Here is an 18,973-nt window from a genome sequence, read left to right on the forward strand (position 1 = left end):
ATGTGGACGTGGCCTCCTCCTCCGCCTCGGCCGGCGCGCTGCTGCGGCACGTCCGCACCGGGCGCGCACGCAGCCGGGCCGAGCTGGTGGCGCTCACCGGCGCCTCGCGCAACACCGTGAGCGCGAGGGTCGACCAGCTGATCGCGGCGAACCTGCTGGCCGAGGGCGGACGGGGCTGGAGCACCGGCGGCCGGCCGCCCACCCTGCTGGAGTTCAACAGCCGGGCCGGCTGCGTGCTCGCCGTCGACCTCGGTGTCACGAGCGTCGACGTCGCGGTCACCGACCTCTCCGCGCGGATCCTCGCCACGATCGGCCACCCGATCGACATCGCCGACGGCCCCGGCCCGGTGCTGGCCGAGGTCGACCGGCTGGCCCAGCTGGTGCTCGCCGAGGCGGGCCTGGAGCCGGCCGACGTGTGCGCCATCGGCATCGGCGTGCCCGGCCCCGTGGAGCACTCCAGCGGGCGCCCCTCGCACCCGCCGATCATGCCGGGCTGGCACGACTTCCCCATCCCCAGCGCGTTCGGCCGCTACGAGTGCCCGGTGTACGTCGACAACGACGTCAACGTCATGGCGCTGGGGGAGATGGGCGCCGCCGGGTCGGTGCAGGACGTGCTGGTCGTCAAGGTCGGCACCGGCATCGGCTGCGGCGTCATCGTCGACGGGCGGGTCTACCGCGGCGCGCAGGGCAGTGCCGGGGACATCGGGCACATCCACGTGACCACGGCCGACGGCCGGCTGGTGACCTGCCGCTGCGGCCAGGAGAACTGCCTCGAGGCGCTCGCCGGCGGGGGCGCGCTGCTCCGTGACGCGCTGGCCGCGGGGTTGCCGGTGAGCACCACCCGCGAGGTCGTGGAGCGCGCGGCGCACGGCGACGGGGCGGCCATCGAGCTGGTGCGCGAGGCCGGCCGGACGATCGGCACGGTGCTCGCGGCGCTGGTCAACTTCTTCAACCCGCACCGCATCGTCATCACCGGCGGCGTGGCGCAGGCCGGCGTCCCGCTGCTGGCCGGCATCCGCGAGTCGGTCTACCGGCGGTCGATGCCGCTGGCCGCCCGCACGCTGGAGATCACCGTCAGCGCGGCCCCCGAGCTGTCCGGGCGGGTGGGCGCCGCGCTCATGGCGATCGAGGGCTTCCTGGACGAGGACTCGGTCGAGCAGGCGCTCGCCCGCTGACGGGGCAGCTCAGCCGCCGGGGCTGTGGACCGCGGCGAGGAACAGCGGTGAACGCGTCGCCGTGTCGGTGAGCAGGAGCAGGAACGGGCGGTCGAAGGAGACCACGCGCGACGCGGGGACCCGCGCCGAGGCCTCGAGCGCGATGCCGGTGGCGGCGGCCGCCTCCGTGCCCTCCTCGTCCACCGCCAGGAAGGTCTTCTGCACCACCTGGGCCACCTGCAGCGGGCCGCCGAGGGCCGGGAAGTCGCCGGCGGCGGGCAGCCCGAGGGCGGTCAGCGGCACGAGCAGCTCGTGGGTCTGCTCGACCGTCATCCGCGGCAGCCGGACGCCGACGTCCTCGGGTGTGCCGCTCTGCAGGGCGGCCAGCGTCGCGGCGTCGACCGCGCAGGGCCCGGTGCCCTCGGGCGGCAGGACGGCGACGGCGGCCAGGGTGCCGTCGCGGTAGGGCAGCTCGACGCCCTGCCAGCCGCCCGACGTGCGCAGCCGACCGGACCCGCCGGCCATCATGTCGACGGTGCGTGTGCCCGAGGGGGTGGCGAACGGGGCCTCCCCGGTGCCGGTGAACGGCACCGCCCACCGGGCCTGCAGGTGCAGGGCGTTGGTCAGCACGGCCTGGGTGCCCGGCGGCAGCGGCCGGTCGAACAGGTCCTGGATCCGCCCGCGGGTGTCCTCGGCGACGGTCGCGTCGATCCGGTCGGTGGCGCCGGCCGGGTCGCCGGCGAAGTCCAGCGCCCGGACGTCGGCCGCCAGGGCCGTGGCGATGTCGTCGAGGTAGCCGGTGTCGGGCGCCAGGCCGCGGGCGGTCCAGAGCCGGTTGCTCGTCTGCAGCGAGTCCGGCGCGTCCTCGTCGTCCGGGTCGCCCGCGTACCGCAGGCCGTCGAGGGCCGCCGTGTGCTCGCGCATCGCGGCGACCAGTTCCGGGGACCACGCCGGCAGGTGCAGCAGGTCCTGCAGCGCGTCGGCCGTCGGCCCGGCAGCCGCCGGGTACAGCAGGCTCAGCGCCAGCGCCGCGGACGCCGGGGACAGCAGCACGTCCTGTTCCGCGGCGTCCCGGCACACCTCCTGCAGCAGGTCGACGCCGAAGGCGGTCTGCGCCGCGGCGACGTCGTCCGCCGTCAGGCTGCCGCCCGGGACCGGGACGACGTCCCCCCGGTGCACCAGCGGGGTCGCGCCCGCCGAGCCGCAGGCGGTCAGCACGGCGGTCACGGCGACGGCGGCCAGCCGCCGGGACGGGCCGAGTCGACCGTCCGTCTCCCGAGCCATGCCACTCCTCTCGTCGCCCCCTGCTCATCGGACGCGGTGAGGGCGCGGCCCCGCACGACGCCGTGGCCGAACCGTGACCTACCGCCTCGGGATCGGCCGTGCCGTGGCCTTGACCACACTCAGTCGGCCCCTTATGTTCTCGACTCAGCCGACTAATGGTCAGCGCTGAGCAGAAGTCCGGGAGGACCGATGTGCATCCCCAACCGCCGTCCGGGCGGACGGCCGTGACCCCGCCGTTGCTGGAGGTGCACGGCGTCGTCAAGTCCTTCCCCGGCGTCCGGGCGCTGGACGGCGTCGACCTCGACGTCCGCGCGGGCGAGGTGCACTGCCTGCTCGGGCAGAACGGGGCGGGCAAGTCGACCCTGATCAAGGTCCTGGCCGGGGCGCACCAGCCCGACGCCGGGCAGATCCGGTGGCGGGGCGAGCCGGTCCGGCTGACCGACCCGCAGGCGGCCATGTCGCTCGGGATCGCGACGATCTACCAGGAGCTCGACCTGGTCGCCGGGCTCAGCGTCGCCGACAACGTCTTCCTCGGTCGGGAGCACGCGCGGTTCGGGGTCACCCGCCCGTCCTCGGCCAACCGCGCGGCGGCGGAGCTGCTCGACCGGCTCGGCCACGCCGACATCCGGCCCGGCGCCGAGGTCGGCTCCCTCTCGGCCGCCGCCCAGCAGATGGTGAGCATCGCCCGGGCCCTCTCCCAGGACGCGAAGCTGATCATCATGGACGAGCCCTCGGCCGTCCTGGACACCGAGGAGGTCGAGCGGCTGTTCGCGGTGGTCCGCGACCTCACCGCGCACGACGTCGCCGTCGTCTACATCTCCCACCGGCTGGAGGAGATCCGCCAGGTCGGCGACCGGATCACCGTGCTCAAGGACGGCCGCACCGTCGCCACCGGCCTGCCCGCCCGGGAGACCACCACCCGCGAGGTCATCACGATGATGACCGGCCGCGACATCGAGTACGTCTTCCCCGAGCGGCGCCGGCCGGTCGACCCGGACGCCGCCCCGCTGCTCGAGGTGGCGGGGCTGGGCCTGCGCGGCCGCTTCGCCGACGTCTCCCTCACCGTCCGGCCGGGGGAGATCGTGGGGCTCGCCGGCCTGGTCGGCTCCGGGCGCTCGGAGGTCCTGGAGAGCGTGTACGGCGCCCGCCGCCCGACCGCCGGCACCGTCCGGGTGGGGGGCCGCCGGCTGCGCCCGGGGGACGTCGCCGCCGCGGTCGCCGCGGGTGTGGGCCTGGCCCCCGAGGAGCGCAAGAGCCAGGGCCTGCTGCTCGGCGAGTCGGTCTCCCGCAACATCAGCATCTCCAGCCTGGCCCGCTTCGCCCGCGCCGGCTTCCTGTCCCGGGGCGCGGAGGCCGAGGCCGCCCGCTCCCAGGTGACCGCCCTCGACGTCCGCCCCGCCGACGTCGACCGGGAGGTCCGGACGCTGTCGGGCGGCAACCAGCAGAAGGTCGTGCTGGCCCGCTGGCTGCTGCGCGACTGCCGGGTGCTGCTGCTCGACGAGCCCACCCGCGGCGTCGACGTGGGCGCCCGGTCGGAGATCTACGCGCTGATCCGCGACCTCGCCGACCGGGGCGTGGCCGTCGTCGTGGTCTCCAGCGAGATCCCCGAGGTGCTCGGCCTGGCCGACCGGGTGCTGGTGCTCGGCGACGGCCGGGTGCTGGCCGAGGAACCGGCCGGCGCACTGGACGAGCACCGCGTGCTCGACCTGGTCATGGAGGACGCGGCCGCCCACGGCGGCGCCGCGCGGCAGCGCGAGGGAGACGTGGCATGAGCAGCAGCACGGCAGCGACGACGGCGGAGGCCCCGCGGCCGCCGGCCGGCCCGGCACCGCGCGGCGGCGGGAAGGGCGCCGGGTTCATGTCCGGCCCGGTCGGCCGCAACCTCGGCCTGGTGGTCGCCCTGGTGGTGCTCTGCATCGTCGGCGCGGTCACCGCACCGGACCGGTTCGTCGACGTCGACAACGTGCTCACCATCCTGCGGGCGGCGGCGGTGATCGGCGTGGTCAGCGTCGGCATGACGTTCGTGATCATCGGCGGCGGCATCGACCTCTCGGTCGGCGCGATCGTGGCGCTGTCGTCGGTCTGGGCGACCACGCTGGCCACCCAGGCCATGGCCGAGGACGTCCACTGGGTCGTCATGGTCTTCACCGCGCTGGCCGTCGGGGCCGGGGCCGGCCTGGTCAACGGCGTGGTGATCGCCTACGGCAAGCTGGTCGCCTTCATCGCCACGCTCGCCATGCTCGCCGCCGCCCGGGGCCTGGCGGAGATCATCGCCAACCGGCGCACCCAGATCGTGCAGAACGCCGACTTCCTCGCGTTCTTCTCCGGTGACGTGCTCGGCGTCCCGACCCTGGTCATCATCTTCGCGCTGGTCGCGGTCGCCGGCTGGGTGCTGCTCAACCGGACGACGTTCGGCCGGCGCACCTTCGCCGTCGGTGGCAACGCCGAGGCCGCGCGGCTGGCCGGCATCCGGGTGCAGCGGCACACCATGTGGCTCTACGTGCTGTCCGGGCTCACCTGCGGCATCGCCGCGGTCATGCTCATGGCCCGGACGACGACCGGCAGCTCCACCCACGGCACGCTCTACGAGCTGGACGCGATCGCCGCGGTCGTCATCGGCGGCACGCTGCTCATCGGCGGCCGGGGCACGATCGTCGGCACCGTCCTCGGCGTGCTGATCTTCACCACGCTCGGCAACGTCTTCACGCTGAACAACCTGTCCAGCTCCGCCCAGGCCGTCGCCCGCGGCGTGATCATCGTCGTCGCCGTCCTGCTGCAGATGCGGCTGGCCACCGGCAGCTTCAGCCTGCGCCGGCTGGGCCGGGGCTCGGACGCCGGGAGCCCGCCCGCGGTGGCCGGCGCGGCCGGCACGGTCTCCGGCGGCGCGACGCCGGGCGGCCCGGGTGGACCGGCACCCGGCGCGACGACCGACCGCGCCTGACGGCGCCGCACCCCTGGACTCCCCGGGCCGCCGGCTCGGGAGACGCACCACCCCCACCACCTGGCCGACACCAGCCAGGGAGGCGATCCCCGAGGAGAAGAGATGACTGCACCGAGGCAGCGGCGCTCCCGCCTGTCGACCACCGCGGTGGCCCTCGTGGGCGCCGGCGCCCTGCTCGCCGGCTGCACGAGCAACACCCCCGAGACCGCCGCCGAGGGGGGTGGCGCCGAGGCCGCCAGCCCCAACGACGAGGCCGGCGAGACCGTGCGCATCGGCTTCTCGGCGCCGGCCGCCGACCACGGCTGGATGGCCGGCATCAGCCAGGCCGCGCAGGCCGAGGCCGAGCGCTACGAGGACGTCGAGCTCACCATCGCCGAGGGCACCAACGACGTCAGCACCCAGATCAGCCAGGTCGAGACCTTCATCAACGAGGGCGTCGACGCCATCGTGCTGCTGCCCTTCGACGGCGCCGCGCTGACCCCGGTCGCGCTGCAGGCCATGGAGGCCGGGATCCCGGTCATCAACGTCGACCGCGAGTTCAACAGCCCGTTCGCCGCGCGGGCCACGGTGCTGGGCGACAACTACGGCATGGGCGTCTCGGCCGGCACGTACATCTGCTCGCAGCTGGGCGACCAGCCCGACGCCGTCGTCGCCGAGATCGCCGGGATCGACTCGCTGCCGCTGACCCAGGACCGCAGCCGGGGCTTCGCCGACGCGCTCGCCGAGTGCGGGCTCAACGTCGACAACCGGGTCGCCGCGGAGTTCACCGTGGAATCCGGTGAGGAGGCGGCGGCCAACCTGCTGCAGGCCGCGCCGCAGATCGACGCCCTGTGGAACCACGACGACGACCAGGGCGTCGGCGTCCTGGCCGCCATCAACAACGCCGGGCGCGACGAGTTCCTCATGGTCGGCGGCGCGGGCTCGGCCAACGCGATGCGCGAGATCCAGGGCGGCCAGTCGGTGCTCGAGGCGACGGTCATCTACCCGCACACCCAGGCCGCCGACGGCATCGCGCTCGGCCGGCTGATCGCTCAGGGCAAGAGCATGTCCGACCTGGTCTCCCAGGCGGTGCCGCAGCGGATCGTGCTGAACGCGCCGGTCGTCACCGCGGAGAACGTCGACCAGTACATCGACGCCGCGTTCGAGTCCTGACCCGCTGACGCGGAGTCGCCGGGGTACCCACGGGGTCCCCGGCGACTCCGCTCCAAGGAGACCCCATGAAGCCCTCCCTCGGCGTCGGCCTGATCGGCTACGCCTTCATGGGCGCCGCGCACTCCCACGCATGGCGCACCGCCCCCCACTTCTTCGACCTGCCGCTGGCCCCTGCGCTGACCGTGCTGGCCGGCCGGGACGCCGTCCGGGTCGCCGACGCCGCCGAGCGGCTGGGCTGGTCGGGCACCGAGACCGACTGGCGCCGTGTCCTCGAGCGGGACGACGTGGACCTGGTCGACGTCTGCACCCCCGGCGACACCCACGCCGAGATCGCGATCGCCGCGCTCGAGGCCGGCAAGCACGTGCTGTGCGAGAAGCCGCTGGCCAACACCGTCGCCGAGGCCGAGGCGATGGCCGAGGCCGCCGCCCGCGCAGCCGAGCGCGGGGTGCGGTCGATGGTCGGCTTCACCTACCGCCGGGTGCCGGCGATCGCCCTGGCGCGCGAGCTCGTCGCCCGGGGCCGGCTCGGCCGGATCCGGCACGTGCGCGCCCAGTACCTGCAGGACTGGATCGCCGACCCCGCGGCCCCGATGTCCTGGCGGCTGCAGAAGGACCGGGCCGGCTCCGGCGCGCTGGGCGACATCGGCGCGCACATCGTCGACCTCACCCAGCACATCACCGGGCAGCGGCTCACCGGGGTGAGCGCGCTGCTGGAGACCTTCGTCAAGGAGCGGCCGCTGCCGGCCTCGGAGGGCTCGCTCGCCGGGGTCGCCGGCGAGGGCACCGGCACCGTCACCGTCGACGACGCGGCGGTCTTCCTCGGCCGGTTCGACGGCGGGGCGCTGGCCAGCTTCGAGGCGACCCGCTTCGCGCTCGGCCGCAAGAACGCCATCCGGATCGAGGTCAACGGATCGCGCGGCAGCCTGGCCTTCGACTTCGAGGACATGAACGTCCTGCACTTCTTCGACGGCGACGAGCCGGCCGAGACCGCGGGCTTCCGGCGCATCGTCGTCACCGAGCCCGGCCACCCCTACGTCGGCGCCTGGTGGCCGGCGGGGCACGGGCTGGGCTACGAGCACGGCTTCACCCACCAGGTCGTCGACCTGGTCACCGCCATCGGCAAGGGCGAGGACCCGACCCCCTCCTTCGCCGACGGACTGCAGGTGCAGCAGGTGCTCGACGCCGTGGAGCGCAGCGCGGCAGCCGACTCCGTGTGGACCCGGATCCAGGAGAGGAACGACTGATGCCCCGTCCCGTCACCCTGTTCACCGGCCAGTGGGCCGACCTGCCGTTCGAGGAGGTGTGCCGGCTGGCCTCCGGGTGGGGCTACGACGGCCTGGAGATCGCCTGCTGGGGCGACCACCTCGACGTCGAGCGCGCCGCCACGGACGACTCCTACGTGCAGGAGCGGCTCGAGCTGCTGAAGCGGCACGACCTGTCGGTGTTCGCGATCTCCAACCACCTCAACGGCCAGGCCGTCTGCGACGACCCGATCGACGAGCGGCACCGCGGCATGGTGCACCCGCGCGTGTGGGGGGACGGCGACCCCGAGGGCGTGCGGCAGCGGGCGGCCGAGGAGATGGAGACGACCGCGCGCGCGGCGGCGAGGCTCGGCGTGGACACCGTCGTCGGGTTCACCGGGTCGAAGATCTGGAAGACCGTCGCCATGTTCCCGCCGGTCCCCGAGTCGATGGTCGAGGACGGTTACGCCGACTTCGCGGCCCGGTGGAACCCGATCCTCGACGTCTTCGACGAGGTGGGCGTGCGGTTCGCGCACGAGGTGCACCCGTCGGAGATCGCCTACGACTACTGGACGACGGTCCGCGCGATGGAGGCGATCGGCCACCGCGAGGCGTTCGGGCTGAACTGGGACCCGTCGCACTTCGTGTGGCAGGACCTCGACCCGGTCTCCTTCATCTGGGACTTCCGGGACCGGATCTACCACGTCGACTGCAAGGACGCGAAGAAGCAGGTGGGCAACGGCCGCAACGGCCGGATGGGCTCGCACCTGCCCTGGGCCGACCCGCGGCGCGGCTGGGACTTCGTGTCCACCGGGCACGGCGACGTCCCCTGGGAGGCGTGCTTCCGGATGCTCAACACCATCGGCTACGACGGGCCGATCTCGGTGGAGTGGGAGGACGCCGGCATGGACCGGCTCGTGGGTGCGCCCGAGGCGCTGGAGTTCGTCCGCCGGCTGGCCTTCGACCCGCCCGCGGCCGCGTTCGACGCCGCCTTCGCCAGCGGGGGGTGAGCAGGGCCGGGGGTGGACAGCGATCGGGGATCCGCCGTCCACCCCCCGGCCCCCGAGGTGCCTTTCGCGCGCGAAAGGCACCCCGGGCTCAGGCGCTGACCGTGACCGGCGTCTCCATGCCGGCGGCGCGGTGGGCGCCGACCGAGCAGTAGAAGACGTAGTCGCCCTCCTCGAGGGCGACCGTGAGGGTGGCCGACTGCCCCGGCTGGAGCACCTCGGTGGCCGCGACGTCCGCCCCGTCGCGCTCCACCACGAAGTCGTGCGGCATGTTGCCCTCGTTGACGACCTCGAAGGTGTACTCGCCGGCGGCGTAGCTGTCCTCGGACAGCTCGATGAACATCTCGCCCTCGGTGACCTGGACCGTCTCGGCCTCGGCCTCCGCGGGCGCGCTCGACTCCGGGGCGCTCGACGAGGGCGGGGCCGAGGGTGCCGAGCTGCTGGCCTCCGCGCTGCTCGCGGGGGCCGCCGCCTCGGGGGCCGCCTCCTCGTCGGAGGAACAGCCGCTGACGACCAGGCCGAGGGCCAGGACGAGGGGCGCGGCGCGGCGGGCGGTGCGGGCGGGACGGGTCGGGAACGACACGCGGGGCCTCCAAGGCGTCGGCGGCGGACCGCTCCGGTGGCGGGCCCCGCTCAGGACCGATGGTGCACGGACGCAGCGGCTGCGGACAGCCCCTGCTCTGGGTGTTCGGTCCGCACCGGCGCGTCGGATGGGCGACACCCCGCGGTTTCCGTGGCGGGCACGACGGATCCCGGGGGAGCGGGGGCCGGGGACACGCGTCCCCGGCCCCCGCGACGCGTCACGCCGCGCGCCGGGCCGCCTTCTCGCTGGCCTTCGCGACCTTCTTGTTGGCCTTGGCCAGCGTCTTGGCGGCCTTGCGCACCCGGCGCGGCCCCCGGTCGACGGTGCCCCGGGTGAGCAGGCCGACGCCGATGCCGAGCAGCCACACGTCCTTGGCCACCGCGAGCCCGTCCTGGGTCGGCGCCAGACTGCCCGGCTTCCGCATGCCTGGGGTGTTCAGGTACAGCCCGACCAGCCCGCCGGAGAAGCCGGTCAGCAGCGCGCCGGCCAGTGCGGTCGGCACGAACGGGGTCAGCAGCGCGGCGCCGACGCCGATCTCCGCGTAGGACAGCGCCTTGACGAAGGTCTTCGGGTCGACGTCCTTGAGGAACGGGTAGGTGCCCGAGGCGAACCCGTGCAGGCCGGCCGCGGTGCCCTCGTCGGCGCCCCGCTTGCCCAGGCCGCTGTTGAGGATGAACGCTCCGGCCGAGATGCGGGGGCCGATCTCGGACAGGGTGATGGGCAGACGCATGGTGCTCCTCGCTGATAGCCGATGGTCAGGGCCCATCCTGGCCCTGGTCGCGGGGTGCAGTGCCCACCACCCCCGGCGTCAACCCCCGCCGGTCAGCGGCCCCCGCGGCGCGAGCGTCCGCTGAACGACGAGGCCGAGTGCGTGCCGGCGCGGGCGGCGAGCTCGGCGCGGGTGCGCGCCGGGCCGCTCGACCGGCCGGAGCCGCCGCGTGCGCCGCCGGTCGAGGAGCCGCCGGAGGACGAACCACCGCCCGCGGTGGACCCGCTCCCGGAGCCGCCGCGGCGGCGCCGGCCGCCGCCGGCGCCCTGCGGCTGGGGCTCCGGTGCGGGCGCCGGCTCGACGAACGGCGCGGCCGGCCCGGTGAGCTCGGTGATCTCCGCCGCGCCCGGGCGGACGACGCTGACCTTCGGGGTGATGCCGGCCTGGCGGGCCAGCGTGCGGACCTCGCCGGCCTGGTCCGGCGTCGAGACGGTGACGACGGCGCCCTCGGCGCCGGCGCGGGCGGTGCGGCCCGAACGGTGCAGGTAGGCCTTGTGCTCGGCGGGCGGGTCGACGTGGACGACGAGCGCGACGTCGTCCACGTGGATGCCGCGCGCCGCGATGTCGGTGGCGCACAGGACCCGGCTGGCACCGGTGGTGAACGCCTCGAGGTTGCGCTCGCGGGCGTTCTGGCTGAGGTTCCCGTGCAGGTCGACCGCCGGGATGCCCGACGCGGTCAGCTGCTTGGCGAGCTTCTTGGCCTGGTGCTTGGTGCGGGTGAACAGCACGCTGCGGCCCAGACCCGAGGCGAGCTGGCGCACGACCTCGGCCTTGTCGGCGTTCTGCACCTGCAGCACGTGGTGGGTCATGGTGCTGACCGGGGCCACCGCCGGGTCGACCGAGTGGGTGATCGGGTTGCTCAGGTAGCGCTTGACCAGCACGTCGACGCCGTTGTCCAGCGTGGCGGAGAAGAGCAGCCGCTGGCCGACCTTCGGCGTGCGGTCCATCAGGCGCTTGACGCCGGGCAGGAAGCCCAGGTCGGCCATGTGGTCGGCCTCGTCCAGGATCGTGATCTCGACCGCGGACAGGTCGCAGTGGCCCTGGCCGATGAGGTCCTCGAGCCGGCCGGGGCAGGCGATGAGGACGTCGATGCCGCCCGCGAGGGCCTGTACCTGCGGGTTCTGGCCGACGCCACCGAAGATCGTCGTGGTCCGCATGCCGAGGGCGCGGGCCATCGGGTCGACGACGGCGGCGACCTGGTTGGCCAGCTCGCGGGTGGGGACGAGGATCAGCGAGCGGGGCCGCTTGGGCTGCCGGCGGCTGTCCGAGGCGGCGAGGCGGGCGACCAGCGGCAGGCTGAAGGCCAGCGTCTTGCCCGAGCCGGTGCGTCCGCGGCCGAGCACGTCGCGGCCGGCGAGGCTGTCGGGCAGCGTCGCGACCTGGATCGGGAACGGTGCGGTGATCCCGCTGGCGGTCAGCACCTCGACCAGCGGGGCGGGGACGCCGAGGTCGGCGAAGGTGGCGTCGGTGGGCAGCACGGTCGCGGGCGCGCCGGCCGGGACGACCGGGGCCGGAACCGCCTCGGCGGCCGGCGCCGGCCGCTGCTGCGCGGCCTGCTGGCCGGTGTCCGGGCGGCTGCCCCGGCCGCGGCCGCCACGGCGGCGGCGGGTGCCCTCGGGGGCAGGGGTGGTGGCGTCGTGCGGGGTCATGGGGTGTTCCTCGGGCTCGGTTCGCCGTCGGGCGGCCCGGCCGGAGCGCGCCGGCGCGCCTGCACGGGGCAGGGCGGGCGCACGTCCTCGGCGGGACGTCGGACAGCCGGGCGCGCCGGGGTGGCGCTGCCGCGGTCCGACGTCCGTTCCCGCGCCCCGGATGGGCGGCGGGACAACGCCGGTACCCCCACTCAACCAGACGCGGCGCGCGACCGTGCCGTCACACGGGGGAGTGTCCGGTCACACCGCCGCCGCGGTAGCTGCGCCGGTAGGTGCCCGGGGCGACGCCGATGGTGGCGCGCAGGTGCTGGCGCAGGGACGCCGGCGTGCCGAAGCCGGCCTCGGTGGCGACCCGGTCGATCGGCGCGTCGGTGGACTCCAGCAGCTGACGCGCCAGCGCGATCCGCTGTCCGGCCAGCCAGCGCAGCGGCGACAGGCCGGTCTCGTCGCGGAACCGGCGGGTGAAGGTGCGCACGCTCATCCGGGCGTGTGCGGCGAGGTCCGCGAGGGTCAGCGGCTCGGCCAGCCGCTCGACGGCCCACGCCCGGGTCGCCGCCGTCCCCACGTCGCCGGCCTCGGGCAGCGGCCGCTCGACGAACTGGGCCTGACCGCCCTCCCGCCACGGGGCGACGACGTTGCGCCGGGCCACCCGGTTGGCCACCTCGCAGCCGTGGTCGCGGCGGACCAGGTGCAGCAGCAGGTCGATGCCCGCGGCGTTGCCGGCCGAGGTCAGCACGTCGCCGTCGTCGACGAAGAGCACCCCGGGGTCGAGGCGGACGGCGGGGAACAGGCCGCGGAAGGCCTCGGCGTGCATCCAGTGCGTGGTGGCCGGTCGCCCGTCGAGCAGCCCGGCTGCGGCCAGGACGAAGGCGCCGGTGCAGATGGAGACCAGCCGCGCGTGCCCGGCGGCGGCGCGCAGCGCCCCGGCCAGCCCGTCGGGGAGCGTCCCGTCGGTCATGGCCGGCCCCCCGTACACGCCGGGGACGACGACCGTCCCCGCGCTCTCCAGCAGCGAGGCGTCGTGCTCGGGGATGACGGAGTAGCCGGCGGAGGTGCGCACCGGGCCGCCGTCCAGGGTGGCCACCCGCACCCGGTAGAGCCGCCGGCCGTCGGCGTCGACCGCGGACTCCAGCAGCCGGTGGGGCAGGCCCAGCTCGAAGGCGATGCTGTTCGGCAGCGCGAGGACGGCGACCTCGTGGGGGCGGGCGGGGTGCGGAACCCTCGTCGCGGCCGGGACCGGGCCAGACGTCCCGCCCGGACTCGGGGCTGGTGTCCCGCCCGGACTCGGGGCTGGTGTCCCGCCCGGACTCGGGGCTGGTGTCCCGCCCGGACTCGGGGCTGGTGTCCCGCCCGGACTCGGGGCTGGTGTCCCGCCCGGACTCGGGGCTGGTGTCCCGCCCGGACTCGGGGCTGGTGTCCCGCCCGGACTCGGGGCTGGTGTCCCGCCCGGACTCGGGGCTGGTGTCCCGCCCGGACTCGGGGCTGGTGTCGCGGCCGGGACCGGGCCAGACGTCCCGCCCGGACTCGGGGCTGGTGTCCCGCCCGGACTCGGGGCTGGTGTCCCGCCCGGACTCGGGGCTGGTGTCATGGCCGGATCCTTGCACGTGTTGGCTGCCGGGCCACTGTCCGGTGCCGCGCCCCATCGGCCATGCTGTCGGCCGTGACGAGCACCGCCGCGCCGCGCACGTACCGGATCCACCCGGCCTGGTGGGTCGCCGCGGTGACCTTCCTGGCCCTGGTCGGCGCCGCGGCGTTCCGCGCGGTGCCCGGCGTGCTCATCGAGCCGCTGCGTGCGGAGTTCGGCTGGTCGCTGACGACGATCTCGGCCGCCGTCGCGGTCAACATGGCGCTGTTCGGGCTGACCGCGCCGTTCGCCGCCGCGCTGATGGAGCGCTTCGGCATCCGCCGGGTCGTGGTCGCGGCGCTGCTGCTGACCGCGGCCGGCAGCGGGCTCACCGTCTTCATGACCGCGAGCTGGCAGCTGGTGCTGCTGTGGGGCGTCGCCGTGGGCCTGGGCACCGGCTCGATGGCACTCGCGCTGGTCGCGACGGTGACCGGCCGCTGGTTCGTCGCCCGCCGCGGCCTGGTGTCGGGCATCCTCACCGCTGGGAGCGCGACGGGGCAGCTGGTGTTCCTGCCGGTGGTCGCCTGGACCGACGCGACCTGGGGCTGGCGGGCGGCGTCCCTGGGCACGACCGCGGCGGCACTGGCCGTCGTCCCGCTGGTGCTGTGGCTGCTGCGCGACCGGCCGCGCGACGCCGGGGTCGCCCCCTACGGCGGGACGGCGGCCGACGACGTCGACCCGGTGCGCTCCGGCGCGGCCCGGACGGCGGTGCGCGGGCTGGTCTCCGCGGTGCGCAGCGTCCCGTTCTGGCTGCTGGCCGGGGGCTTCTTCATCTGCGGGCTGTCGACCAACGGGCTGGTGCAGCCGCACTTCATCCCGGCCGCGCACGACCACGGCATGCCGGTGACCACCGCGGCGGGGCTGCTCGCCGTCGTCGGCGTCTTCGACATCGCCGGGACGGTGCTGTCGGGCTGGCTCACCGACCGCACCGACCCGCGCGTGCTGCTGCTGGCCTACTACGGCCTGCGCGGGCTGTCGCTGTTCGCGCTGCCGGCCCTCTTCGGCCCGGACCTGCACGTCAGCATGGTCGCGTTCATCGTCTTCTACGGGCTGGACTGGGTGGCCACGGTGCCCCCGACGCTGGCGCTGTGCCGGGAGTTCTTCGGCGCGCGGGCTCCGGTGGTGTTCGGCTGGGTGTTCGCCTCCCACCAGCTCGGGGCGGCGGTCGCGGCCTTCGGCGGCGGCGTGATCCGCGACGTGACCGGCTCCTACGACCCGGCGTGGCTGATGGCCGGGGCGCTCTGCATCGCCGCGGCGGTCATGTCGTTCCTCATCCCGCGCCGTCCACCCGCCGCCGGGACCGCGCTGCCGACCGACCGCGAGGAGGCCGCCGCCGCCCAGGCCCACGGCTGACCCGCCGTTCGCCTTTATCGCGACTTTGGCGGACTTGCCTCGCTGCCTTCATCGCGACATCGGCGGCTTCCCGCCCGATCGCGACCAGGACGGTGGACACGTCGTCGACCTGTGGACGACGGCCGGGAAGCGGCCGCTCGTGTCGCAGGCTGGCCGGATGTCCGCTCCCCGTCGTCTCCTCACCGGCGTCTTCATCGGCAGCCACGCGATCGCCGACGGGTACCTCACCCGCAACCAACTGCGCACCCGCAGCTATCGCCGGCTCGTGCAGGGGGTCTATGCCGATCCGGCCCTGGTCCTCGACCACCGGTTGCGGTGCCGCGGTGTGGCCCTCGTGATGCCTCCGGGTGCCGCCATCGGCGGGCATTCGGCCGCCGCCTGGTTCGGCGCCCCCTTCGCGGGGGCCACGGACCCGGTGACGGTCCTCTGCCCGGAGGAGGTCCGGTGGCGGGGTCCCCGCGAGGTCCGGCTGCACCACACGGACCTGCCGCCTCGCGAGGTCGTCATCGTGGACGACGTTCCGGTGACCACGGTCCTGCGGACGGCGTGGGACGTCATGGCGCTCGAGCCCCTGAGCACGGCGGTGGCCGCCCTCGACGCGATGGTCCGCGCTGGAGGCGTGTCGCTGCCCGATCTGGAGACGCTGGCGCAGCAGGGGAGTGGCCGGTGGGGCGTCGCCCGGGTCCGGCGGGCGGTGCCGCTGGTGGACCCGCGTGCCGAGTCCCCTCAGGAGTCCCGGTTGCGGGTGGCCCTCGTGCTCGCCGGGATGCGGCCGGTGCCGCAGTTCGAGGTGCACTCCGGGGGGCGGTTCGTCGCTCGCGTCGACCTCGCGTTCCCGGAGGTGCGCCTGGCCGTCGAGTACGAGGGTGCCCACCACTTCGTCGGCGACCAGATCGCGCGTGATGAGGCGCGGCTCGACCGGCTCCGGGCGGCGGGCTGGCGGGTCATCCGGGTCAGCGCGGCCGACATGCGCGACCTCGAGTCGCTCGTCGCCCGGATCCGCCTGGCTCTCGCCGAGGCCTGAGCCGCCGTTGTCGCGATGTCGGCAGCTCAGGATGCCAATATCGCGATAATGGCGGTCAGGCGGTGCCGGTGAGGGCCGGGTCCACGCTGCGGCCGGTGACCAGGTCGGCCGCCCGCTCGGCGATCATGATCGTCGGGGCGTTGGTGTTGCCCCGGACCAGTGTCGGCATGACCGACGCGTCGACCACCCGCAGCCCGTCGACCCCGCGCACCCGCAGCGTGGGGTCGACCACGGCGTCGTCGTCCACACCCATCCGGCAGGACGAGACCGGGTGGTACAGCGACTCCAGGGTGTCGCGCACCGACCTCCGCAGCCCCTCGCGGGAGTGCACCGTGCCACCGGGCGACCACTCCTCGGCCAGGACGTCGGCCAGCGGCCCGGACCAGGCGATCTCCCGCGCCCGCTCCACCCCGCACACCAGCGCGTCGAGGTCGCGCTCGTCGGTGAGGTAGCCGGGGTCGATCGCCGGCGCCCACGTCGGATCGGGCGAGCGCAGCCGCACCGAGCCGCGGGAGTCCACCCGCACCAGCACGGCGGCGGCGGTGAAGGCGTCGACGTCGGGGTCGACCTCCGCCTGCCGCCAGAACTTGACCGGCAGGAAGTGGTACTGCAGGTCGGGCTCGGGCAGGTCCGGCCGGGAGCGGGTGAACAACCCCGCCTCGGCCAGGTTGGACGTCAGCGGGCCGCGGCGGGCGCCGAACCAGCGGGCGTAGCCCGACGGCGACTCCGCGCGGAGTAGCGACCTCCCCGACCGGGTGTGCCAGACGACCGGCACCAGCGGGTGGTCCTGCAGGCCACCGCCCACGCCGGGCAGGTCGTGCACGACGTCGACCCCGACCGCGCGCAGGTGGTCGGCCGGCCCGATGCCCGAGAGCATGAGCAGCTGCGGGGAGTTGACCGCGCCGCCGGCGAGCACCACCTCGGCCGCGGCGTGCGCGGTGTGCAGCTGCCCGCCGGACCGGTACTCGACGCCGGTGGCCCGGCCGCCCGAGACCAGCACCCGGGTGGTCAGCGCCCCGGTGCGCACGGTGAGGTTGGGCCGGCCCGCAGCCGGGTGCAGGTACGCGTCGGCGGCCGACCAGCGGCGGCCGCGGCGCTGGGTGAGCTGGTAGAGCCCCGCGCCGTCCTGGCCGGCGCCGTTGAAGTCGTCGTTGCGCGGGTGCCCGGCGGCGACCGCGGACTCCACGGCGGCCCGGGACCAGGCGTGCGGCGAGCGCGGGTCCTCCACCCGCAGCGGCCCGCCGGCGCCGTGGAAGCGGTCCGCGCCGCGCGCGTTGTCCTCCATCCGGCGGAACAGCGGCAGCACGTGCTCGAAGGACCACGACGGGTCGCCGGTCAGCTCGGCCCACTCGTCGTAGTCGGCGGCCGCGCCCCGGATGTAGATCATCGCGTTGATCGACGACGACCCGCCCAGCAGCTTGCCCCGCGGCCAGAACAGCCGCCGTCCGCCCAGGCCCGGCTGCGGCTCGGTCGTGTAGTTCCAGTCCCGCCGGGTGCGCCAGACCTTGTACAGCGCCGCCGGGATCCGCACCTCCAGGACGTCGTCCGAGCCGCCGGCCTCCAGCAGCAGCACCCGCAGCGACGGGTCCTCGGTCAGCCGCCCCGCCAGGGCGCAGCCGGCCGAGCCCGCGCCGACGACGACGACGTCGTACTCCTCGGTGCCGTTCACCGGTGGCGCCCGTGCACCAGACCCATCACGCGGGCCAGCGCGTCGGCGGCCGCGGCCGGCCGGGTGAAGCTCATCAGGTCGACCGGCAACCGCACGCGCTGGCGGGTGATGGCCTTGGCGCGGGTGAACTCGCGCAGCCCGTCCTCGCCGTGGATCCGCCCGAAGCCGCTCTCGCCCACGCCGCCGAACGGCAGCGCCGGCACCGAGGCGAAGGTCAGCACCGAGTTCACCGAGGTCATCCCGCTCCTCATCCGGCGGGCGAGGTCCATGGCCCGCGCCCTCGACCGGGAGAACACCGCGCCGGCCAGGCCGTGCGCGTTGGCGTTGGTGCGCTCCAGCGCCTCCTCGGCGTCCCGCACCCGGGTGATGGTCAGCGTCGGGCCGAAGGTCTCCTCCCGCACGGCGGCGGAGGTCTCGGGGACGTCGAGCAGCACGGTCGGCGCGACGATCCGGCCCTCGACCGTGCCCCCGGCCGCGACCCGGCCCCCGGCGGCGACCGCGTCGTCCAGGTGCCGGCGGACGACGTCGGTCTGCGCGGCCATGGTCATCGGGCCGTAGGCGGCGCCGTCGTCGGTGCCCGGGCGCAGCCCCCGGACCTTCTCGGTCACCTGGGCGACGAAGGCGTCGTACACCCGCTCGGTCGCGTAGACCCGCTCGATGCCGATGCAGGTCTGCCCCGCGTTGCTCATCGCGCCCCACACCGCGGCGTCGGCGGCGGCGGCCACGTCGGCGTCGTCGTCGACGATCATCGCGTCCTTGCCACCGAGCTCCATGAGCACCGGGGTGAGGGTCTCCGCACACGCGGCCATCACCGTGCGGCCGGTGGGGGCCGAGCCGGTGAAGGCCAGCTTGCCCACTCCGGCGCGGCACAGCGCCGCACCGGTCTCGCCGAGGCCGGTGACGACCTGGAAGGCGTCGGCCACGTCGGGGACGGCGGCCCGCCACGCCTCGGCCAGCCACACGCCGACGGCCGGGGTGTGCTCCGAGGGCTTGAAGACGACGGCGTTGCCGGCGGCCAGCGCGTAGGCGATCGAGCCCATCGGCGTGAACACCGGGTAGTTCCACGGGCCGATCACGCCGACCACGCCCAGGGGCTGGTACTCCAGCCACGCCGCGTGGTTGGCCGCGAGCAGGCCGGCGCTGACCCGGCGCGGACCGAGCACCTTCCTCGCGTGCGCCGGCGCCCACGCGAGGTGGTCGACGGCGAGGGTGATCTCGAGGATCGCGTCGGCGTGCGGCTTGCCGTTCTCCCGGTGCACCAGGTCGGCCAGCTCGTGCATCCGGCGGGCCAGGTGGCCGCGGTAGGCCGCCAGCCGCTGCCGCCGGCCGTCGAAGCCGAGGTCCGCCCAGGTCGCCGCGGCGGCGCGGGCGCGCTCGACGGCCGCGCGCACGTCGTCGGCGGTGTGCACGGGGAAGGTCCCGACGACCACGCCCGTGGCGGGGGCGGTGGACTCGAAGCTCCGGAGAGCGGCGGTCTGGTCCTCGGCGAGCGACATGGGAACGCACGTTACCCACCGGTAGCG

Annotated in this window: 15 protein-coding genes; 8 read left to right on the forward strand and 7 right to left on the reverse strand. The window is 75.2% G+C overall.

The genetic code is table 11. From position 1 onward, the window contains the following. Positions 1–8: 8 nt before the first annotated feature. Entirely contained in the window at positions 9–1,175 is a 1,167-nt protein-coding gene (locus BLR12_RS18945; RefSeq protein WP_091381937.1) for an ROK family protein, read from the forward strand. Positions 1,176–1,184: 9 nt separating this feature from the next. Here BLR12_RS18945 and BLR12_RS18950 read toward each other — a convergent pair whose 3' ends face one another. Further along, complete coding sequence (locus tag BLR12_RS18950; RefSeq protein WP_091381466.1) at positions 1,185–2,438, reverse strand: serpin family protein; 1,254 nt, start codon at positions 2,436–2,438, stop codon at positions 1,185–1,187. A 224-nt stretch (positions 2,439–2,662) separates the two neighbouring features. On the opposite strand from BLR12_RS18950, the gene BLR12_RS18955 reads away from it, so the two are divergent. The 5 genes from BLR12_RS18955 to BLR12_RS18975 all read left to right on the forward strand — a co-directional run bounded on the left by BLR12_RS18955 (position 2,663) and on the right by BLR12_RS18975 (position 8,782). Then, entirely contained in the window at positions 2,663–4,210 is a 1,548-nt protein-coding gene (locus tag BLR12_RS18955) for a sugar ABC transporter ATP-binding protein (RefSeq protein ID WP_255363633.1), read from the forward strand. Then, positions 4,207–5,379, forward strand: coding sequence for an ABC transporter permease (locus BLR12_RS18960; RefSeq protein ID WP_091381467.1), 1,173 nt, complete (start codon positions 4,207–4,209; stop codon positions 5,377–5,379). Before BLR12_RS18955 ends, BLR12_RS18960 begins: the two co-directional genes overlap by 4 nt. Positions 5,380–5,481: 102 nt before the next feature. After that, positions 5,482–6,531 carry a substrate-binding domain-containing protein gene (locus BLR12_RS18965; protein ID WP_091381469.1) on the forward strand — a complete coding sequence of 350 codons (1,050 nt, stop codon included), beginning with the start codon at positions 5,482–5,484 and terminating at the stop codon, positions 6,529–6,531. A gap of 65 nt (positions 6,532–6,596) precedes the next feature. Then, entirely contained in the window at positions 6,597–7,775 is a 1,179-nt protein-coding gene (locus BLR12_RS18970; protein ID WP_091381471.1) for a Gfo/Idh/MocA family protein, read from the forward strand. Further along, the gene (locus BLR12_RS18975) at positions 7,775–8,782 is read left to right on the forward strand and encodes a sugar phosphate isomerase/epimerase family protein (RefSeq protein WP_091381472.1); all 1,008 of its coding nucleotides are present in this window, start codon (positions 7,775–7,777) and stop codon (positions 8,780–8,782) included. The genes BLR12_RS18970 and BLR12_RS18975 overlap by 1 nt, the downstream gene beginning before the upstream one ends. Positions 8,783–8,870: 88 nt before the next feature. Here the strand turns inward: BLR12_RS18975 and BLR12_RS18980 are convergent, their stop codons facing one another. From BLR12_RS18980 to BLR12_RS18995, 4 genes are all read right to left on the reverse strand, one after another. Then, positions 8,871–9,362, reverse strand: a complete 492-nt coding sequence (locus BLR12_RS18980) for a plastocyanin/azurin family copper-binding protein (protein WP_091381473.1) — start codon at positions 9,360–9,362, stop codon at positions 8,871–8,873. 217 nt (positions 9,363–9,579) lie between these two features. Continuing rightward, a complete protein-coding gene (locus tag BLR12_RS18985) occupies positions 9,580–10,092 on the reverse strand; it encodes a hypothetical protein (protein ID WP_091381475.1) in 513 nt (170 codons plus the stop codon). Positions 10,093–10,184: 92 nt separating this feature from the next. Beyond that, a complete protein-coding gene (locus BLR12_RS18990; protein ID WP_255363634.1) occupies positions 10,185–11,780 on the reverse strand; it encodes a DEAD/DEAH box helicase in 1,596 nt (531 codons plus the stop codon). A 220-nt stretch (positions 11,781–12,000) separates the two neighbouring features. After that, positions 12,001–12,957: a GlxA family transcriptional regulator gene (locus BLR12_RS18995; protein ID WP_091381943.1), complete on the reverse strand. Its 957-nt coding sequence runs from the start codon at positions 12,955–12,957 to the stop codon at positions 12,001–12,003. 483 nt (positions 12,958–13,440) lie between these two features. On the opposite strand from BLR12_RS18995, the gene BLR12_RS19005 reads away from it, so the two are divergent. Both BLR12_RS19005 and BLR12_RS19010 read left to right on the forward strand, forming a co-directional pair. Beyond that, positions 13,441–14,757, forward strand: coding sequence for an MFS transporter (locus tag BLR12_RS19005; protein ID WP_255363636.1), 1,317 nt, complete (start codon positions 13,441–13,443; stop codon positions 14,755–14,757). Positions 14,758–14,914: 157 nt separating this feature from the next. Beyond that, positions 14,915–15,781 carry an endonuclease domain-containing protein gene (locus tag BLR12_RS19010; RefSeq protein ID WP_143018813.1) on the forward strand — a complete coding sequence of 289 codons (867 nt, stop codon included), beginning with the start codon at positions 14,915–14,917 and terminating at the stop codon, positions 15,779–15,781. A 55-nt stretch (positions 15,782–15,836) separates the two neighbouring features. On the opposite strand, the gene BLR12_RS19015 is transcribed toward BLR12_RS19010, so the two are convergent. Together BLR12_RS19015 and BLR12_RS19020 are read right to left on the reverse strand one after the other, a co-directional pair. Next, a complete protein-coding gene (locus BLR12_RS19015) occupies positions 15,837–17,450 on the reverse strand; it encodes a GMC family oxidoreductase (RefSeq protein WP_091381479.1) in 1,614 nt (537 codons plus the stop codon). Further along, on the reverse strand, positions 17,447–18,946 hold the full coding sequence (locus BLR12_RS19020) for an aldehyde dehydrogenase family protein (RefSeq protein WP_091381480.1): 1,500 nt from the start codon (positions 18,944–18,946) through the stop codon (positions 17,447–17,449). The genes BLR12_RS19015 and BLR12_RS19020 overlap by 4 nt, the downstream gene beginning before the upstream one ends. Between the last annotated feature and the right edge of the window lie 27 nt (positions 18,947–18,973).

Source organism: Geodermatophilus sp. DSM 45219 (assembly GCF_900104025.1).
In the GTDB taxonomy this organism is placed as follows: Bacteria; Actinomycetota; Actinomycetes; order Mycobacteriales; family Geodermatophilaceae; genus Geodermatophilus.

Coding starts and splice junctions, on each gene's coding strand:
- BLR12_RS18950 (WP_091381466.1), bottom strand. CDS start 2,438: ATGGCTCGGGAGACGGACGGTCGACTCGGCCCGTCCCGGCGGCTGGCC.
- BLR12_RS18960 (WP_091381467.1), top strand. CDS start 4,207: ATGAGCAGCAGCACGGCAGCGACGACGGCGGAGGCCCCGCGGCCGCCG.
- BLR12_RS18965 (WP_091381469.1), top strand. CDS start 5,482: ATGACTGCACCGAGGCAGCGGCGCTCCCGCCTGTCGACCACCGCGGTG.
- BLR12_RS18970 (WP_091381471.1), top strand. CDS start 6,597: ATGAAGCCCTCCCTCGGCGTCGGCCTGATCGGCTACGCCTTCATGGGC.
- BLR12_RS18975 (WP_091381472.1), top strand. CDS start 7,775: ATGCCCCGTCCCGTCACCCTGTTCACCGGCCAGTGGGCCGACCTGCCG.
- BLR12_RS18985 (WP_091381475.1), bottom strand. CDS start 10,092: ATGCGTCTGCCCATCACCCTGTCCGAGATCGGCCCCCGCATCTCGGCC.
- BLR12_RS18990 (WP_255363634.1), bottom strand. CDS start 11,780: ATGACCCCGCACGACGCCACCACCCCTGCCCCCGAGGGCACCCGCCGC.
- BLR12_RS19010 (WP_143018813.1), top strand. CDS start 14,915: ATGTCCGCTCCCCGTCGTCTCCTCACCGGCGTCTTCATCGGCAGCCAC.
- BLR12_RS19020 (WP_091381480.1), bottom strand. CDS start 18,946: ATGTCGCTCGCCGAGGACCAGACCGCCGCTCTCCGGAGCTTCGAGTCC.